The sequence below is a fragment of the Bradyrhizobium sp. CFUWI genome (assembly GCF_056429085.1).
This window is the reverse complement of record NZ_JBWJZE010000033.1, coordinates 1-19,517: the sequence shown is the minus strand read 5'-3', so window position 1 is coordinate 19,517 and position 19,517 is coordinate 1. Positions and strand designations below refer to the sequence as shown.

11 protein-coding genes and 6 pseudogenes are annotated in these 19,517 nt (G+C 59.9%); 2 read left to right on the top strand and 15 right to left on the bottom strand.

Features of this window, described 5'->3' with window-relative positions; genetic code table 11:
- Positions 1-148 precede the first annotated feature (148 nt).
- The 12 genes and pseudogenes from AC066S_RS35710 to AC066S_RS35655 form a co-directional block, all read right to left on the bottom strand.
- The gene (locus tag AC066S_RS35710) at positions 149-1,396 is read right to left on the bottom strand and encodes a cysteine desulfurase (protein ID WP_478271808.1); all 1,248 of its coding nucleotides are present in this window, start codon (positions 1,394-1,396) and stop codon (positions 149-151) included.
- Positions 1,393-2,715: a Fe-S cluster assembly protein SufD gene (sufD, locus tag AC066S_RS35705; protein ID WP_126261643.1), complete on the bottom strand. Its 1,323-nt coding sequence runs from the start codon at positions 2,713-2,715 to the stop codon at positions 1,393-1,395. Before sufD ends, AC066S_RS35710 begins: the two co-directional genes overlap by 4 nt.
- A 17-nt stretch (positions 2,716-2,732) precedes the next feature.
- On the bottom strand, positions 2,733-3,485 hold the full coding sequence (sufC, locus tag AC066S_RS35700) for a Fe-S cluster assembly ATPase SufC (protein WP_135167443.1): 753 nt from the start codon (positions 3,483-3,485) through the stop codon (positions 2,733-2,735).
- 133 nt (positions 3,486-3,618) lie between these two features.
- On the bottom strand, positions 3,619-5,115 hold the full coding sequence (gene sufB, locus AC066S_RS35695) for a Fe-S cluster assembly protein SufB (RefSeq protein ID WP_135171781.1): 1,497 nt from the start codon (positions 5,113-5,115) through the stop codon (positions 3,619-3,621).
- A 194-nt stretch (positions 5,116-5,309) separates the two neighbouring features.
- Positions 5,310-5,504 carry a 4Fe-4S binding protein gene (locus AC066S_RS35690; RefSeq protein WP_035730311.1) on the bottom strand — a complete coding sequence of 65 codons (195 nt, stop codon included), beginning with the start codon at positions 5,502-5,504 and terminating at the stop codon, positions 5,310-5,312.
- A gap of 744 nt (positions 5,505-6,248) precedes the next feature.
- Positions 6,249-7,361: an alanine dehydrogenase gene (ald, locus tag AC066S_RS35685; RefSeq protein ID WP_126262191.1), complete on the bottom strand. Its 1,113-nt coding sequence runs from the start codon at positions 7,359-7,361 to the stop codon at positions 6,249-6,251.
- 393 nt (positions 7,362-7,754) lie between these two features.
- A pseudogene (gene hypE / locus AC066S_RS35680) lies at positions 7,755-8,790 on the bottom strand (hydrogenase expression/formation protein HypE); the annotation flags it as partial.
- Positions 8,791-8,794: 4 nt separating this feature from the next.
- Positions 8,795-9,933 (bottom strand): annotated as a pseudogene (gene hypD / locus AC066S_RS35675) (hydrogenase formation protein HypD).
- Positions 9,930-10,163: a HypC/HybG/HupF family hydrogenase formation chaperone gene (locus tag AC066S_RS35670; protein ID WP_126262190.1), complete on the bottom strand. Its 234-nt coding sequence runs from the start codon at positions 10,161-10,163 to the stop codon at positions 9,930-9,932. The pseudogene hypD and the gene AC066S_RS35670 overlap by 4 nt, the downstream one beginning before the upstream one ends.
- A 2-nt stretch (positions 10,164-10,165) precedes the next feature.
- Positions 10,166-12,422 (bottom strand): annotated as a pseudogene (gene hypF, locus AC066S_RS35665) (carbamoyltransferase HypF).
- On the bottom strand, positions 12,422-12,640 hold the full coding sequence (locus tag AC066S_RS35660) for a P-loop NTPase family protein (protein ID WP_135167587.1): 219 nt from the start codon (positions 12,638-12,640) through the stop codon (positions 12,422-12,424). The pseudogene hypF and the gene AC066S_RS35660 overlap by 1 nt, the downstream one beginning before the upstream one ends.
- Positions 12,641-12,701: 61 nt before the next feature.
- A pseudogene (locus AC066S_RS35655) lies at positions 12,702-13,577 on the bottom strand (IS3 family transposase); the annotation flags it as partial.
- Between the two features lie 228 nt (positions 13,578-13,805).
- Between AC066S_RS35655 and AC066S_RS35650 the strand changes: the two are divergent.
- Positions 13,806-15,197 (top strand): IS110 family RNA-guided transposase, encoded by a 1,392-nt coding sequence (locus tag AC066S_RS35650; protein WP_126262215.1) that lies wholly within the window; start codon positions 13,806-13,808, stop codon positions 15,195-15,197.
- Between the two features lie 2 nt (positions 15,198-15,199).
- On the opposite strand, the pseudogene AC066S_RS35645 reads toward AC066S_RS35650, so the two are convergent.
- A pseudogene (locus tag AC066S_RS35645) lies at positions 15,200-15,460 on the bottom strand (transposase); the annotation flags it as partial.
- An 87-nt stretch (positions 15,461-15,547) separates the two neighbouring features.
- Positions 15,548-15,888 (bottom strand): annotated as a pseudogene (locus tag AC066S_RS35640) (molybdate ABC transporter permease subunit); the annotation flags it as partial.
- 1,203 nt (positions 15,889-17,091) lie between these two features.
- Between AC066S_RS35640 and dctA the strand changes: the two are divergent.
- Positions 17,092-18,402, top strand: a complete 1,311-nt coding sequence (gene dctA / locus AC066S_RS35635) for a C4-dicarboxylate transporter DctA (RefSeq protein ID WP_126262214.1) — start codon at positions 17,092-17,094, stop codon at positions 18,400-18,402.
- Positions 18,403-19,321: 919 nt separating this feature from the next.
- Here the strand turns inward: dctA and AC066S_RS35630 are convergent.
- On the bottom strand, positions 19,322-19,517 hold a 196-nt coding region (locus AC066S_RS35630; protein ID WP_478271807.1), incomplete at its 5' end, for a hypothetical protein.

Below are 19,517 nucleotides of genomic sequence, written 5' to 3'. Positions count from 1 at the left end.
CGGCTGGCCGACACAGGCCCATCAATCCTATCTATGCTTGTTGCGACCTACAGGTGCTTACCTGCTGCTATGTGGTCAGGTGCATGACCTCATCCTCCAGGCCTCAATGCGAGCTGCCTTGCCACCTGGAGATCGCAGGCTGGCCTAATCACGAGAACAGCTGCCGCGCCTTGATAAGCGCACGCACGAGCACATCGATCTCCTGATGTGTATTGTAAAGTCCGAGGGACGCACGGCACGTTGCCAGCACGCCGAAGCGCTTGAGCAGCGGCATCGCACAATGGGTCCCCGCCCGCACCGCTACACCGGCGCGGTCGATGACGGTGGCAATATCATGCGCATGCGCACTCTTCATATCAAAAGAAATGATCGGTCCCTTGTCGGCCGGGTTCCCGATCAAGCGCATGAAATTGATCTCCGCCAGCCTCTCCTGCGCGTAAGCGAGCAGCACGCTCTCGTGCCTGCGGATCTGCACCTTGCCTATTGAATTGATGTAATCGATAGCTGCCCCTAAACCAATGGCTTCGACGATCGGCGGCGTACCTGCTTCGAACCGGTGTGGCGGATCACCATAAATGACGCCGGAACGCGAGACCTCGCGGATCATCTCTCCGCCGCCATTGAAGGGCGGCATCGATGCCAGATGCTCAGACTTGCCGTAAAGCACACCGATCCCGGTCGGACCATAGAGTTTGTGGCCCGTCATGACGTAGAAATCGCAATCAATGTCGCAAACGTCGGCGCTCAGATGGACGCAAGCTTGCGAGCCGTCAACCAGCACCGGGATACCACGAGCATGCGCGATCCTCACCACGTCTTTCACCGGCAATACTGTGCCGAGCACGTTCGACATTTGTGTGATTGCAACCATCTTGGTGCGCGGGGTCAGCAGTCGCTCAAACTCATCGAGCAAGAAGTTTCCGTCATCATCCACTGGCGCCCATTTGATCACTGCACCGAGTCGTTCCCTGAGAAGGTGCCATGGCACAATGTTCGAATGGTGTTCCATCATGGAGAGCACGATCTCATCACCCGGGTTAACGCGTTCACGGCCAAAAGTCTGCGCGACCAGATTGATTGCCTCCGTGGCGCTCCGAGTGAAGATGATCTCTTCGTTTGTACGCGCGTTCACAAACCGCGCCACCTTGGTACGGGCGCCTTCATACGCCTCGGTCGCCGCGTTTGCGAGGTAGTGCAAGCCGCGATGAACGTTGGCGTATTCGCTGGAGCACACCTGCATCATACGGTCAAGCACCGCGTTTGGCTTTTGCGAGGATGCAGCGTTATCGAGGTAAACAAGCGGCTTGCCGTACACCGTCATGGCGAGCGCGGGAAAGTCCATACGTATACGGTTGACGTCGTAACTGCCATTGCTCACGGCGGGATGTGCGCTCATCGCCCCGCCTGCAGCCAGTGTTCAGCTTGAGCTGTCACAAAATCGCGCAGATTCTCGGAAGTGATCTCCTCAATCGACTCGCCAAGGAACGCTTTAATCAGCAACGACTTCGCATCCTTCTCGGGTAGCCCTCGAGCGCGCAGATAGAATACGAGACTGTTGTCCAGCGCACCCGATGTCGCTCCGTGGCCGCAGGTCACGTCGTCAGCCAAGATTTCAAGTTCCGGCTTACTGTCAGCCTCGGCCTGGTCGGACAAGAGCAACGCTCGCGTCGTCAGGGTGGCGTCCGTCTTCCGGGCGGCAGGACGAACGACAATTCGGCCCTGAAATACCGAGCGGCCTCGATCGTCGATGACCGCGCGGAACTTCTCCCGACTGGTGCAATGTGGCACGGCATGGTCGACCACCATCGTTGTGTCGGCGTGAAGCTCGCCCCTGATGAGATTAACTCCATTCGCCGAGACCTTGGTTCCCTCGCCAGCCAGCGAGATGAATCCCTGATAGCGGCTGATGGAGCCGCTGCAGGTCATGCTGAAGAGGTCGAGCTTAGCCCTGGCGCCGACTGCGATGATCGCCGACGAGATATTCACGGCGTCAGAGGCAGCGGCTGCGACGCGGATATACGAAAGGCTCGCCTCGTTACCGACTAGGGCGATTATCGCATCGTTGGCTTGATAGCCGCTCGCGCGTTCAGCCGAGACGAAACTTTCCACGATGGCCGCATGCGCGCCTTTACCAAGCTGTAGATACGAGCGTGTAAAGGTGGACACGGACGCGCCGGTTGCGACGTGAACGATTTGAATTGGACGCTTCACCGCGTTGCCGTCGGCGACCGTAATCACCAGGCCATCTGTTGCCAATGCGGCGTTGAGCGAGATAATGGAATCGGTCGTCGTCGACAGCACCAGACCTGCCATGTCGCCAGGGGCCGAATTCTCCAGAACCTCTCGCAGCGACCGCACAACAAGTTCATTTTCCAGCCTGCCGAGATCGGATAGCTCCGGCACGAATATGCCATCCACCAAAACCAGTTTGACCGCCTGATCGGCAGACACTTGCTCGGCCGACACCTTTGCGCGCACTAGCGCCTCCGCATCCGGTCGCGGAGCGAGTGGCAGCACCTCGCCGATCAGTGCGCGCAGATCTGTGTATTTCCAGTCCTCCATGCCCCGATGCGGAAGACCGGTACGCTCGTAGACCTCAAATGCGCTCGCCCGGATTTGGGGAACAAGGCCTGCACCAGGCAGCCGTCCACGCGCCGCAGCGAAAACATTGCCACTTGCGCGTTCGGGGTCGGCTTTGGGCAAAACCTGCTTCATCGGAGTCCCTAGAGCCGTCAGGCCGCGTCTTCGAATTGGCCGTAGCCACAAGCCTCGAGCTCCAGCGCCAGTTCCTTGCCGCCGCTCTTCACGACTCGGCCCTTCGACATCACGTGCACGACGTCAGGCACGATGTAGTTGAGCAGCCGCTGATAATGGGTGATGACGACCATCGCGCGCTTGGGCGACCGCAGCGCGTTGACGCCGTCCGCCGCGATGCGCAGCGCGTCGATGTCGAGGCCCGAATCCATCTCGTCAAGGATGCACAGGCTCGGCTCGAACAGCGCCATCTGCAGCACCTCGTTGCGCTTCTTCTCGCCGCCGGAGAAGCCGACATTGACGCCGCGCTTGAGCATGTCCTGCGGGATGTTCAGCGACTTCGAGACCTCGCGGACCTTCTTGAGGAAGTCCGGCGTCGAGTATTCATCCTCGCCGCGCGCCTTGCGCTGGGCGTTCAGTGCCGTGCGCAGGAAGTTCATGGTGGCGACGCCGGGAATTTCGACCGGGTACTGGAACGCCAGGAACACGCCCTTGGCGGCGCGCTCGTTCGGCTCCATCTCCAAGAGGTCCTCGCCCCTAAACAGGATCTGGCCGTCGGTGACCTCGTAGCCGGGCTTGCCGGCGATGACGTGCGAGAGCGTCGACTTGCCGGAGCCGTTCGGCCCCATGATCGCATGCACCTCGCCTTCGTTCACGGTCAGCGTCAGCCCGTGGAGGATCTCACGCTCCTCGACACGAACCTTGAGGTCTTTCACTTCAAGCAAAGCCATCATTTTCCTTCCATCTATCTCCTCATCCTGAGGAGCGCCGAAAGGCGCGTCTCGAAGGATTGAGGCCATCAATCTTTCCGGTATCCATCCTTCGAGACGGCCGCTTGCGCGGCCTCTCAGGACGAGGTCCGAGCTAGCCGACCGACCCTTCGAGCGAGATCGAGATCAGCTTCTGCGCTTCCACCGCGAACTCCATCGGCAGCTGCTGCAGCACGTCCTTGACGAAGCCGTTGACGACGAGGCCGACCGCCTCTTCCTGGCTGAGGCCGCGCTGGACGCAGTAGAACAGCACGTCCTCGGAAATCTTCGAGGTGGTCGCTTCGTGCTCGAACGTCGCCGAGGAGTTCTTGGCCTCGATGTACGGCACGGTGTGCGCGCCGCATTTGTCGCCGATCAAGAGCGAATCGCAGGCGGTGAAGTTGCGCGCGCCCGTCGCTTTCCGATGCGCGGTGACGAGGCCGCGATAGGTGTTCTGCGACCTGCCGGCGGCGATGCCCTTGGAGATGATCCGGCTCGACGTGTTCTTGCCGAGGTGAATCATCTTGGTACCGGAATCGACCTGCTGGAAGCCGTTCGAGATCGCGATCGAGTAGAACTCGCCGCGGGAATTGTCGCCGCGCAGGATGCAGCTCGGATATTTCCAGGTGATCGCCGAACCCGTCTCGACCTGGGTCCAGGAGATCTTGGAATTGTTGCCGCGGCAATCGCCACGCTTGGTGACGAAATTGTAGATGCCGCCCTTGCCTTCCGAATTGCCGGGATACCAGTTCTGCACCGTCGAATATTTGATCTCGGCATCGTCATGAGCGATGAGCTCGACCACGGCGGCGTGCAGCTGGTTCTCGTCGCGCTGCGGCGCGGTGCAGCCCTCGAGATAGGAGACGTAGGAGCCCTTGTCGGCGATGATCAGCGTGCGCTCGAACTGGCCGGTATTGCGCTCGTTGATACGGAAATAGGTCGACAGCTCCATCGGGCAGCGCACGCCGGGCGGCACGTAGACGAACGAGCCGTCGGAAAACACCGCCGAGTTCAGCGTTGCGTAGAAATTATCCGAGGTCGGCACCACCGAGCCGAGATACTTCTGCACCAGCTCGGGATGCTCGCGGATCGCCTCCGAGATCGGCATGAAGATCACACCGGCCTTCTTCAGCTCCGCCTTGAACGTGGTCGCCACCGAGACCGAATCGAACACCGCGTCGACCGCGATCTTGCGGCGGGCGGGATCTTCCTCGCCCACCTTCGGCTCGACGCCTTCGAGCATGGCGACTTCCCGCAAGGGGATGCCGAGCTTCTCGTAGGTCTTCAGGATCTCCGGATCGATCTCGTCGAGCGAGGTGACCGTCTTCTTCGGCTTCGGCGCCGCATAGTAATAGAGGTCCTGGAAGTCGATCTTGGGATAGTCGACGCGCGCCCAGGTCGGCTCCTGCATGGCCAGCCAGCGCCGATAGGCCTCGAGCCGCCACTGGAGCATCCAGGCGGGCTCGTTCTTCTTCTCAGAGATAAACTTGACGGTCTCTTCCGACAGCCCCTTGGGGGCCTTGTCGGACTCGATCAGGGTCTCAAACCCATATCGATACTGGTCGACGTCGATGCGCCGGACGCGCTCGACTGTCTCTTGTAAAGCTACCATTGCCCGCTCCACTGGGGCAACGACAACTCCCGCCGGCGGGGACTCCGCCGCAATCGATCCAAGCGGATCGCGCAAGTCGCCGGCAACTCGGGGCCAGCGAGTGAGAGAAACAGAAGACGAATCCGACGGACGGCCGCTGTCGATAGCGTCTTCATCATGTTTCGCGCAGGAGCTCCCCTCATCGACTACTCCATCTATGCCGGCACACAGGTATCTGGCACCGGGCAAACGACGGCGCATTGCGGCGCGTCAAAGTGCCCCTCACATTGGGTACACTGGGTCGGATTGATCACGTATATATCGTTCTTCAGGCTGATCGCGGCATTGGGACATTCGAACTCACATGCACCGCACACAGTGCACTGGGATGCGATTATCTTGTAGGCCATCACTGCGATTCCATGAGCGAAAATTGCGGACAGTTTCTTGCTTTCAAGTCTTGTGCCAAACAGTTTAACTCGATTTTGTTTGAGCTATTTTTGATAACGCAAGTCGCCGCCTCGACACGGTGTCGCAAATCCTACAACGCGCATGACAGTAGCTTGAGCTCGATGCCGTGGTTTGCGCATGGTCCATCTCACGGCAGTCAGCGATCAGGTGAGCCGCGTTCGCCAAACTCAGGGAACGATCTGCGATCCTTGCTAAGGCCGCCGCGCCGCGGCGATGATGGATGCGCCGCGCGACTTCAAAAAGTTCTCCGCCGGTGTGTCGGGTCGACCCCGAGCCGCCTCTTGATGGTTCCACTCACCGGTACAGCGGCGGCGCCGGCGACAGCACCACGGTAAATAACCCGCGCAGTCATCACCGGCCCGGTTGGCGTCTCCATAGCCAGTCAGATTGGCGGCGATCAAGCCAGACAAAGTCGCTCGGGTGATCGCGGGGCCCACGGACGCATTTTCAATTGGCTCGGATTACCTGGCAAAACCGGCATTCATATGCGCTGTATGGGCGAAAGTACATCGTCTCGCATCGTGCGGGGACTAAAGCGAGGCGCTCGTCTGGCGATCCTTCGCTTCGCTCCACGTTCGAAATGCATGCCGGCGCCGGTCAGCAGATCGATGGAGCCAAAAAAAAGCCACCCCGGAGGAGGGTGGCCTAAGTCAGGGAGGAAATGCCCATAAGGGCCTCTGGGATCAGGCCGCAGCCTGTTCGATCGGTGAGAAGGGCAGCCCGAGGCTTTCGGCCGCCGCTTCGTAAGTTAGCCGGCCCCGATGGACGTTGAGGCCTGCGCGCAAATGCGGATTTTCGAGCACGGCGGTAAAGCCCTTGTTGGCCAGAGCCAAACCAAACGGCAGCGTCGCGTTATTCAGTGCCTGGCTCGAGGTCAGCGGCACGGCCCCGGGCATATTGGCCACGCAATAATGAATGATGCCATCCACTTCGTAAGTAGGATCAGCGTGAGTGGTTGGGTGCGATGTCTCAAAGCAGCCGCCCTGATCGATAGCGACGTCCACGAGCACCGCCCTCTTACGCATCGAGCTCAGCATGCTCCGGCGGACCAGCTTCGGCGCGCTCGCACCTGGAACGAGCACCGCACCAATCACCACATCCGCTGCAAATACCTCTTCCTCCACAGAATCGATAGTCGAAAACCTGGTGCGAGCGCGTCCTTCGAATAGCTCATCCAACTCGCGGAGCCGGACTATCGAACGGTCGATGATGGTCACCTCTGCGCCCAGACCAACCGCCATGCGTGCCGCGTGCGTACCAACGACGCCACCTCCGATCACCACGATTCGAGCAGGCTGAACACCGGGCACTCCACCGATCAACAGCCCTCGTCCGCCTGCACTCCGCTTCAGGGCGCTGCCCGCCGCTTCGATCGCAAGCCTACCCGCGACCTCGCTCATCGGCGCCAGCAACGGAAGACCACCATGCGGATCAGTTACGGTCTCGTAGGCGATCGCAGTGCATCCAGACTTCAGGAGGCCCTTGGCCTGATCCGGGTCGGGGGCCAGATGCAGATAAGTGAACAGGATCTGATTTTCCCGCAGCTGACACCACTCGGAGGGCTGAGGTTCCTTAACCTTTACGATCATCTCGCTCGATGCGAATACCTCAGCTGCGGAAGTTAGAATCGTTCCGCCAACAATGCGATAATCGTCATCGGTTGCACCAATGCCAGCGCCGGCATTGGTCTCGATCATCACGCGGTGGCCCGCTGCCACGTATTCGCGGACAGCTCCCGGGGTAAGGCCCACGCGATATTCGTGCACCTTGATTTCCTTGGGGACTCCGACCTTCATTTGAAAACTCCTGCCTGAAGCGCCTTTCTAATCGGAAGCGAGCGGCGATGTTGCGACGCAGCCGTCAGAATGGCGCAGAAATTCAGCGATATTTGAGAAGGTTCGCAGGATTTCAAACCCACGGGGGCCGAGCGGATCGTGTGACCATGCTCGCTGAGCAACCGTCGAAAAACTGCGCGATGGCCATGAATCGTTTCGAATTGCGTTCTCGGCTCGTGGAAAAACTAACAACCGATATTCAGCACGCCCAAAGAGCAAACTCGCAGTCTGCCGGTGGGCAGATTGCCCATAGAAGGGATGGTTTCCAGAGCTGATGGGTGATGGGTGATGGGTGATGGCTCACGACCATTGATCATAAACTTGGTTTCCAAAAGCTGGACGATGCGCAGCGTGTCAACAGATCCGAGGCAATTGTTCGCCCCACAACCAGTCGACGATTCGTCGACCGCCGAAACCGGTCGCCATCTGCACAAATTTCCGATTGTCAGCCACCGCTTCGCCAATATCAGCTGCATCGGACCCGAGCGGGTGTGCCTTCATGGCTGCAAGCACGGCATCAGCCAAATCAGGTGCGACGATCGCAACGAGCTTGCCTCATTGGCGACATGGATGGGATCCAGTCCAAGGAGTTCGCAGGTAGCCGCAACCGCCGGCTTCACCGGAATGGATGCTTCGTGCAGACGGAACCCGAGCTCGGATTGATGCGCAATCTCGTTGAGGGTCGCGGCAAGCCCACCCCGCGTGGGGTCGCGCATCACCCGGATGCCGCTACTGCCGGCGGCAACCATGACCGCCACGAGGTTATGCAACGCTGCGGAATCCGAGCCGACCTCGGTTTGAAAAGCGAGGTTCTGACGTTTTGACATGATCGCCACCCCATGATCGCCGAGGCTCCCAGACACCAGCACACGGTCCCCCACTCTTGCCTTGTCGGCGGAGAGATCGAGCCCATCGGCCACAATCCCGATCCCGGTTGTAGAGATGAACAGACCATCCGCCTTGCCGCGCTCAACAACTTGGTGTCTCCGGTAATGATGTGAACGCCGGCACTGCGCGCTGCCGAGCCCATCGAATCCGCGATCACCTTCAGATCAGAAAACGGGAAGCCCTCCTCGATGATAAAACTGGTCGACAGATAGAGAGGACGCGCGCCGGACATCGCGACGTCATTGATGGTGCCGTGCGCAGCCAGTGACCCGATATTGCCGCCGGGAAAGAACAGCGGCGAGACCACATAGCCGTCGGTCGTCATCACCATTCTGCCTGCCGCAACGTCAAACGCCGACTGATCATTGTAGCGGGCGAGCCATTCATTACCAAAGGCTTGGTGAAAAAGGCCGGAGATCAGCTGTGCCATGGCACGGCCTCCGGATCCGTGGGAAAGATCAACGCGTCCGTTCTCGAGGTCGAGCTTGCGCTGTAGCCCTTTACACTCATGACGTCCGCCTCAACGGTTCATCGCGAACTCGGCCATAGGTCCAATACGCCGCGCAAGCGCCTTCCGACGATACCATGCAGGACCCTATGGGAGTTTCCGGCGTACAGACGGTTCCAAACAGCTTACAATCGACTGGCCGCTTGGCGCCACGCAGAATCGCGCAGCTCGCAGGCTGGATTGTCTGCGACACGCAAGTCGTGGATCGCAAAACGCGTCTCAGCGTCGAATTGCGCGTAAGCCGGTTTCAGCTTCAGTCCGCTGTTGGGTACGAGTCCGAGCCCACGCCATTCAAACTGCGCACGCAGTTCGAATATCTGCGATACCTCGTCTTTGGCACGCCGATTGCCTTCACGTGTCACCACGCGACTGTACTGGTTCTCCACCTGGTAGCGATCTTCGTTCACCTGTCGCACCAGCATCAGGATAGTCTGCAACACATCGAGCGGCTCAAATCCGCGATCACGATCGGCTTGCCAAATTGTTCTGCCAGGGGCTCGTAAGGCTGCGTACCAATAATGGTGCTGACATGTGCAGGCCCGATGAAGCCGTTAATTGGAACCCCGCCGGTGTCGCGGATTTTGGGGTTCTCGAGAATGCTGTGCATCGCAGAGGGTGTAAGCACGTGGTTGCAGAACACGCTGAGGCCCTTCAGCCGCTTCTTCTCGGCAATTCGGATCATCACCGCCGTCGGCGGAGTCGTAGTCTCAAATCCGATGGCAAAGAAGACCACCTCGCGGCTCGGTGCCTGTTCGGCGAGCCTGATAGCATCGAGCGTCGAGTAGACCATCCGAATGTCGGCGCCGAGCGCTTTAGCTCGCAACAGGGACTGTCCTTGAGACCCAGGCGCGCGCATCAGGTCGCCGTACACGCACAGAGTGACCTCTGGTCGGTCGACAAGCCGGATCGCCATATCGATTCGACTGGCGGGCAGAACGCAGACCGGACAACCCGGGTCCGTGGATCATGCGGAGGTTCGCGGGCAGCAGATCCTCCAGTCCATAACGGGAGATTGCATGAGTGTGCCCGCCGCAGAACTCCATGAACCGATAGGCCCTTTGCGAACTAACCTCGGCGCCAATCGCACGCGCAATTCCTTGAGCGATGGCCTTGTTGCGAAATTCGGGCATATTTCATGATCGGCGCTCCCCTGCGCTGCCTAGCTGCTGCAGCAGCTCCAGCGTGCGCTCGGCTTCCACCGGATCGATCTTGGCCAACGCATAGCCCACATGGACAAGGACGCAATCACCGACCTCGAGCTCGTCGACGAGAGCAATCGATATCTCCAGGCTGATGCCGTCGATGGACACTATGGCCATGTCGTTGGGAAGAATTTTTGCAATCTTTGCCGGAACCGAAAGACACATAGTCAGGCTGATCCTCCCCTGGCGGACGACTGTTGAGCTATCTGCAGAGCGGCAATCCAGGCCTGGCCAAGGCTCAAACCGCCATCATTGGGCGGCACCCGCCGTGGCACGAGCGGGGTAAGGCCGGCAGCGCTGCAACCGCGCGGGATTTCATCCGCCAGCGCCGCGTTCAGGAAGCAGCCACCGCTCAGAACGAAGTGTTAACGCCAGTTGTCCGCGCAGACCGCGCGACCCAGTCAACGCAGGCGGCGGCGAAAGTGCCATGAAACAGGCCGGCTCCGCCCACCGCGTCAATGTCATCTGCAATCAACCGCGCAAACAGCGGGCGAAGCGACAGCACGCCACCATCGATCGTCCAGCCGGCTTCGAGAATCGCAGTCCGCCACACCAGCGCCTCGAGCTTCATCGCCGCTTCGCCCTCATAGCTCTGCAAACTCGCAGTCCCTAGCAGCGCCGCTGCGGCGTCGAACAATCGGCCCGCACTGGTCGTGGTGGCCCCCGCCCGGCTGTTCGAGCAACGCCAACACACATTCAGCCTGCCGTTGTGCCGCAAAGCGCAGCCCGATTTCGTTACCCCGACCGAGTCCGTGTATTACTGCGCTGGGCATCCGCCACGGCTCGCGGGCTGCACGATCTCCACCGGGCATTTGCAGGGGTGCTAAGTGCCCGATGCGTTGGCACCCCGCCCCTTCGCACAACAATAGCTCGCCACCCCAGTTACCGCCCTCGAAGCCAAGGCCATGGCCATCCAGCACCAGGGCAAGCGCAGGTCCCGCATGACCATGCTCGGCGATCACTGCGGCAGCGTGTGCGTGGTGATGCTGGACAGCGACCAGCGCGCGGCCATTGGCTTCCGCAAACCGGGTAGAAGCCATATCAGGATGCAGATCATGGGCCATGGCGACAGGCTCTACATCAAGGCTCGATGTAAGGTGTCGGATCGTCTCCTCGAACGCGCGGATGCCCTCGGCCGTATCCAGATCGCCAATATGCTGGGAGACGAACGCTTGGTTGTCCCGCGTGATGGTGACGGTCGATTTCAGTGCTCCTCCGACGGCGAGCACGGACGGCACCGACTTTCGCAAGCCTGATCTGTTCTGGAACATAGCCACGGGCACGACGAATGAATCGCGGCCGGCCAGCGACCACCGACACCACGGAGTCATCGGCACGCGCCACTATATCGCGATCATGAGTCACGATAAGGTCGGAGATCGCCTTGAGCCGCCGCAGCGCCTGCGCGTTGTCGATCAGGAGCGGTTCGCCGCAAAGGTTCGCACTGGTGGCGACGATGACCGGGCCGGTCCGCACACATGCTCCTGCCGAGCGAAGCGCATGAAAGATGAGGTGATGCAGGGGCGCTACAGGCAGCATGACACCCACGCGTGATAAGCCAGGAGCTATGGCGGGCGCCAAATTGTTGCGCGAAGACAGAAGGACGATGGGACGTGCTACGGATTCGAGCAGCGCAAGCTCGGGCGCGTTCGCCTCCGCGATGTCGCTGACGCGCTCTACGGAATCGACCATAACCGCGAACGGCTTCTGAAGGCGCTGCTTTCTCCTGCGCAAGCGCTGCACGGCATCCTGGTTACGCGCGTCGCAAAGAAGCTGGTATCCTCCGAGCCGCTTGATCGCCACGATTTGTCCCCCCGCGATTGCCGCGGCAATGGCGCTGATCCCATGGCTGAGCCGAGGCCCGCATGTCGGACACGCGATCGCCTCCGCATGGAACCTGCGGCTCGCCGGATCGGCATATTCGGCCGCGCAGGCGGCGCACAGCCTAAAAGCCCGCATCACGGTGTTCCGGCGGTCGTACGGAAGCCGTTCGGCGATGGTGTACCGTGGGCCGCAATGGCAGCAACTGATGAAGGGGTAAAGGTAACGCCGACTTTCTGGATCGAACAGCTCGCTGAGGCATTGCTGGCAGGCAGCAGCATCAACGACGATCTGGGTTGACAATTTGCCGGCTTCGCTCGTGCCGATCGAAAATTCTTTCGCCTCGAGCGCCGCCGTCTCCCGAACGCAGTTGTGGTCGATGCGTGCCAATGGAGGTGCCTCGAGCGGCAACGTTGCTACAAAGTCCGACGCACGGTCGCCCTCGACCTCGATCGTAACGCCCTCGGGGCCATTGATGACAAACCCGGCCAATCCGTAGCGCACGGCGAGTCTATAGACGTAAGGACGAAAGCCGACCCCTTGCACGGCCCCAGTCACGCGCACGCGCAGCCGCGTTCGGTCGGAGGTGGTTGCGGCGCTCATCACCTTATGTCCTCTACGGCGCGCCTTTGATGCCATGCGCGTCTATCGATCCAGGCGTATAGCGCGCCAAGACCCTCGCCCGTACGAGCCGAAACTAAAAGCACCTCGATGTTTGGATTGACTCGTCTAGCGTATTCGATCGTCTTGCCGAAATCGAACTCAAGCAGCGGGGCCAGATCAATCTTGTTGATCACCATGAGCGAAGAAGCGGCAAACATTGAGCTGGCCCCGGTTGTCTGAACAGAATATCCGCGTCGATAAGTGGAGCCTCTGCCGGGGTTAGGCTGCCGTGCGGAGCGGCAGCGGGGTGAAGTAGGCTCGATCCGGTGTGCTGCCGTCAAGGCTCGAATGTGGACGGCGGCAATTGTAGAAGTCCAGATAGCGGCCAATCGAGGCGCGAGCGTCGCTGACGCTGTCGTAGGCCCGCAGATACACCTCCTCGTATTTGACGCTGCGCCACAGCCGCTCAACGAACACGTTGTCCCGCCAGGCGCCCCGGCCGTCCATACTGATGGCGATGCCGTTGTCGGTGAGCACGCCGGTGAACGCCGCGCCGGTAAACTGCGAGCCTTGGTCGGTGTTGAAGATCTCGGGCTTGCCGTGACGGGCCAGGGCATCTTCCAGTGTCGCGACGCAGAATGCCGCCTCCATGGTGATCGACAGCCGCCACGACAGAACCCGGCGGGTCGCCCAGTCCAGCACCACGGCCAGATAGACGAAGCCTCGCGCCATCGGGATGTAGGTGATGTCCATCGCCCAGACCTGGTTCGGGCGCGTGATCTCCATGCCGCGCAGCAGATAGGGATAGATCTTGTGGCCGGGCTCGGGCTGGGTGGTGCGCGGCCGGCGGTAGAGCGCCTCTATCCCCATCCGCCGCATCAGCGTTTTGACATGCCGGCGGCCGACCTTGCACCCGTCGGCAGCCAGCAGGCCTCGCAGCATTCGCGAACCGGCGAAGGGAAACTCCAGATGCAGCCGGTCGAGCCTTTGCATCAGCGCGGGGTCTTTGGGCGGCACTGGACGCGGCAGATAGTAGACGCTGCCGCGGCTGATGTTCAGAGCTTCCGCCTGCTTGCTGAGCGGCAGATCGTGTTCACGGTCGATCATCGCTTTGCGCTCAGCAATCCCGCCTTGGTGAGCGCTCCTTCTAAAAAACTATGCGCGGCGCTGCGCTCCCCCTGTGGGATAGAAACGGACCGGCGCTAGATTGCCGACCGGGAGGGAGCGGCCGATACAATTTTGGTGGCACGTGACCCCGTTAAAAAACCTGGTCCATGGGTTGTCGCGCACTTGAGAGTGGTGACGCCATCCGGCGATCCCGTTTAGGAATCTGACGAATAGCGCAGCCCAGCCCTTCCGCCGCCGTCAGCAGGAGGATTAGAGATGAACCCCAAAAGATCGAAGTCGAGGAACGGAGGTAAGATGCAGATGGTGCCCCCGGACGCGGCTGCCATCGACGTCGGAGCGACTATGCACATGGCTGCCGTGAGGGCAGATCGCGCACCGGAGCCAGTCCGCAGCTTCGGTACCTTCACGGCTGATCTGCATCGGCTAGTCGACTGGTTTACTGAATGCGGCGTCGAGACTGTCGTCATGGAATCGACCAGCGTCTACTGGATTCCGATCTTCGAGCTTCTCGATGCCCGGGGATTTAACGTGTTTCTTGTCAACGCGCGCGATGCCAAGCCCGTGCCGGGGCGCAAGACCGATGTCAGTGATGCGCAATGGCTGCAGCGGCTCCATTCATTCGGGTTGCTGCGGGCCAGCTTTCGGCCCAAAGGGCAGATTGCCGAGCTGCGAGCCTACGTGCGTCAGCGCGAGCGTCTGCTGGAGTACGCGGCCTCACACATCCAGCATATGCAGAAGGCCTTGACGGAGATGAATCTTCAGCTGCACCACGTCGTCACCGACATCACCGACATCACCGGCGCGACCGGCCTGCGTATCATACGGGCGATCCTTGCCGGCGAGCGCGATCCTGAGGCGCTGGCGTGCTTGCGCCATTATAGTTGCCACTCCAGCGCCGAGACGATCGCGAAGGCGCTCACCGGAAGCTACCGCGCCGAGCATCTGTTTGCGCTCGAGCAGGCACTTGCGCTTTACGACGCCTACCACGAGAAGGCATCTGCCTGCGACGCCCGAATTGAAGCCGTGTTGAAGGAACTGAGCTTCCATCGCGGTCATCGCCACGGATCAGCGCCGCGGGTCTCGCGGCGTCGGAATAGAACCGATCAGGCGAACGCTCCAGCTTTCGACGTCCGCGAGGCGCTGTTCGCGTTGCTCGGAAAGGACCTCACCGCGATCGACGGCCTCGGTCCTTACCTCTCGCTGAAGCTGATCGCTGAATGCGGCGACGAGCTCTCCTCGTGGCCAAGTGCAAAGCATTTTACCTCCTGGCTGGGACTGGCGCTGAGCAACAAGGTCTCCGGCGGCAAAATGCTCTCGTCCCGAACGCGCCGATCCGACGGCCGAGCGGCGGCACTTCTGCGCCTTGCTGCCGTGACCGTGGGTCGTACAGACACCGCGCTCGGCGCCTTTTATAGACGGCTCTCAGCGCGCATCGGCAAGGCCAAGGCCGTGACCGCCACGGCCCCGAAGATCGCAGTTCTGTTCTACAATGCTCTGCGATACGGAATGGACTATGTCGATCCCGGGGCCTCGTCCTACGAGACGCGTTACCGGACGCGAGTGGTCAACAATTTGCATCGGCGTGCCAAGGCATTCGGCTTTGTTCTCCAGCCCTTGGAGCCGAAAGTAGATGCTGCCGTTTCTTAGGAATCGTTCTCCAGCGTCAACTCGCCGATCTTGGCGTGCAGCGACTTTACGTCGACGGTGGGTTCGGCGATCCGACTCCCGCCGCCCGGACCGAAAACATCGGCAGCGCTGCCTTCGAGCTGGGCCTTCCACGATGTGATCTGATTGGGGTGAACGTCGAACTGCTCCGCCAGTTGCGCCAGCGTGCGGTCACCCTTGACGGCGGCAAGTGCCACCTTCGCCTTGAAAGCCGGAGTGTGGTTCCGCCGTGCTCGTCTGCTCATCGTCTCTCCTGATTCGCGGGTCAATCTTGCCCGCCGTCAGGCAGAAACTCCACTTATCGCGCTGTTCAGATTTGCGGGACCAGCTCACTACGACGTTGACAAAACCTTGGTGCGCCCAGGAATGTTGCCGCCGATCATCATCACGACGCCGAATGTGCCGATCGTATGAGAAAAGCCAACCACAGCGGCTTTAACAAACTCCAATCGCGCCCTGATGGTAATGAAGGCGTAGAGCGACGAAACGCGCCCCGTAGTTTCCGACTGGCGATCTCCTATCCCAACAAAGGCGTTACGGATCGGCTGCACCACCAACGGCAGCGCCGAGAGGACCGATCCGATCACGATTCCCGCGAAAGTAAAAGCGAGCGTGCGCTCGCCCCACAAAGAGGCGAGAACCCACCCGGTCCGTCTGGGCCGAGGCGCAACAGATTGCGCAATCTCTGCCGAAAAGACATCCATGTGCGTCAGCCCAAGCTGAAAGCAGGTCGTTTTACGGGTTCAGTGATCGCCTGCACGTCCGGCTCGCCCAGCTATGTGGCGCGGATCGCCTTTTAGTCGCGTCGCACTTCATGGCGGCCGCCACATTCACGCGCGTCGTTTCCACGAGCAAGAGCAGCGTCGCAAGTCTCATCGGCAACTCCAGTGAGAGGGCCGCTTCCATCCATCTGACGGCGGCACCTCCTCGTTTAAAATCAGCAATTCCTGTGCCGCGTGCGAACTGCGGGGCGCGCCATGCGCAACGTGGCAGAAATTCGCATAGACGTCGAGGTCCCGGTGGCGTGGACCTAACGCTATGTCAGATTTCTGGCATCTCTGTTGCCGAGCAGACAGCGACGGCCGCGCAACGAAACGGCAGAATTTGACGCTGCCAGAGATGCCTATGTGGTTTGTTGCTGGCTCAAACGCCACACTCGCTGGGCCGGTAATGGAACGGATCCATGAAGCCTGCCCTTTGGCAGCAACGCGAATAATCTGGCGAGTAATCATCGTGACCCTGCTTCGCGACGCGGCAAAAGGCGCTGAGGGGCCGAGAGCGAAGGCAGCCTATCGACCAATCTGCCTAATGCGCATCTTCGCACATGCCTGGAGACAAATGCCCCGTGCACGAACGAGCTTTGCCGCTAGCGACGAGCAGTCCATCGTTTCAAGATTATTGTCCCGCGCAATCGAGCTCGCAAACCAGACTTCCATCGCGTGGATGAGTACAATCCAAACTATCAATTTTACCAATGTCATCCACTGTTACAATCCATCAGCAGTTAGCGTATATCGATCACGCTCGGGCTTCCATCCCGAGACGGAACTCCACTAATGCGCTCAGCCGATCAAGTTACACGTCTCGCCGCAACTTTTTGTTCGACTTTGCGAACGCGGGCGAAGCACTCAAACGGATGCGACCCGGAGACAGACGGCTTGCCCGAGACTGCTCAATGGGGCGCACTTTGAGCAATTGGTGCATATTTTGCTTAACGAGAAAGGATAACGCAACTAAACGCCTGCCTTTTGGAACGACGCACCGGCTCTCGGAACCGTCTTCAATCGGACACGGCTAAAATTATGAGCCTCGTATGACGCTGTCGCCTCTCAATGACGCGGCGGCTCGCATTCGAGATATTTGGGAAGGAAGCGTCATGACCACCATGGCAACTGCGGCGCCCGCACGCGCGTCGCAAGCTTGGTATAAGATTCTCTACGTGCAGGTGCTGATCGCGATCTTGATTGGCGCCATGGTCGGCTGTCTATGGCCGTCTGTCGCGACAAACGACTGGGTCAAGGCGCTCGGTGACGGGTTTATCAAGCTCATCAAGATGGTCATCGCGCCGATTATTTTCTGCACCGTCACATCTGGTATTGCGCATATTCAGGATGCGAAGAAAGTCGGGCGCGTCGGCATCAAGGCGCTTGTCTATTTCGAGATCGTCTCCAGCTTTGCCTTGGTGTTGGGCCTTCTTATGGGCAATCTGGTACAAATCGGTCGTGGCCTTGCGGTCAAGCCGGATGCCAGTGCGGTCGCCAATTACGTCAAGCAGGCGGAAGCCTCGAAGACCGTCGATTTCTTTCTCAACATCATTCCGGATACCGTTTTCGGCGCCTTCGCCCGGGGCGATGTTCTGCAGGTTCTCCTGTTCGCGATCCTATTCGGCTTTTCACTGATGGCGTTAGGAAACCGTGGGGAGCGACTGCGAGGCATGATTGACGACGTCGCGAACGCGGTGTTCGGCGTCATCGCTATTATCATGAAAGCGGCTCCGATCGGCGCCTTCGCGGCCATGGCCTTCACGATCGGCAAGTTCGGGCCGGCAGCACTCGGCAATTTGATCGGTCTGATCGCCCTGTTTTACGCGACGGCGGCGTTATTTGTCGTGGTGGTGCTCGGTTTGATCGCGCGCCTCGTCGGCTTTTCAATCTTCAAGTTCATTGTGTATATCAAGGACGAGATTCTGATCGTGCTCGGCACATCGTCCTCTGAAAGCGCGCTGCCGCAATTGATGGAGAAGCTCGAACGGTTGGGCTGCTCCAAGCCCGTGGTCGGCCTGGTGGTGCCAACTGGCTACTCCTTCAACCTCGACGGCACCAATATCTATATGACACTTGCGACATTGTTCATTGCCCAGGCACTCGGGGTCGATCTCACCTTTGGCCAGCAGCTCACGATCCTGCTCGTGGCAATGCTAACGTCGAAGGGAGCAAGCGGCGTCACCGGCGCGGGCTTCATCACGCTCGCTGCGACGTTGTCGGTGGTCAACCCAGCGCTGGTGCCGGGCATGGCAATCGTATTTTCGATCGACAAGTTCATGAGCGAGGTGCGCGCCCTTACTAACATCACTGGCAATGGCATCGCCGCCGTGTTCGTATCCTGGTGGGAGGACGAGCTCGAGCACGCGACGCTGCAAGCTCGGCTCAACCAGCCCAACGTTTCCACCACTACCGACACACGATGAGATAGGTCCCGGATCCTAATCGCCGCCATTCAAAGACGCGTTGAATGCAAGCGCAGCGACATTTCTCGTAATTCGAATCGAGACAGCCGACTTGACGAGCCGGAACTTTCACGCGCGATCGCCGGTGCGCAGCCCGCCTCGCCCCCCGGGCAGCCGCCCTGAAAAGATGCCCGCCGAGCAAAAGAGTCGGTACCAATCATTTTCAAGCGCGTCTTTCACCGTCAAGCTTCCGGCCATCTGCACGCTTCTGCGACATTTGCCTTGCCAGATAACAGGGCTGCGACAGATCGTGTCCGGCCTGACAAACTAGTTGTTGCTCCGCCTACAATCGCGCTCGATTCCGGCCAACGCCCCGGAGACAAGCCTCCGCACCGAGGCGTGATGGCCCTAAAACATACAAAGCAGTCGTAACTTCGCCTTCGTATCTCGGCACATGACCATTGCGCTTTCTTCCGCATGACCGATCGTACCGGCGAGATGAGTGGTTCGGCAGCTTGTCTTTGTTCTTTCCGAGTTCGGCGAGGCGCCCCTGATTGTTCCGGCTCAGCGTCTTAACTGAACTGCAGCCGCTGTCCTCCTGCGGCTGGCGTGAGGGAGTTATCCTCGGCTGCAGCCTCGAGCGCCTGCCCGGATTATCGGCAACGGAGGAAAGCAGGCACCTGAGCATCGATTGCAGGCGTGTCACCGCGCCATATTGAAAGGTTTAGGACAACTATACGTACGTCTGTGATGCAATTTTTCTCTGCGCGTGCTCAGTTCATTACCAAGCAATCGAGCGGAACCGCTCACCAGCGGGGGCTGGTGCCGGTGCTGAGCACTGCCCTATTTTCGCCTAAAATGTTATAGCTTCCCCGCCGGAGAAAAGGCCGGACGGTATCAAAATGCGTAGCCCGATCAGCAGTTTAGAACGTTCAGCCCCTCAGTTTACCTTCGGCAGCATAACACTGACCGTGGTAACACTGCTTGCTTGTACCTTCACGCCCATTTGGCCGCGACGGCGTTCGCCTATTTGTTGGTGGTCTTGCTGTTTTCGTTGATGGGCAGCTTCATCGCGTCGTCCGCGCTTTGCATCATAGCCATCGCTGCTCTCGCTTACTACTTTGCGCCGCCGGCGT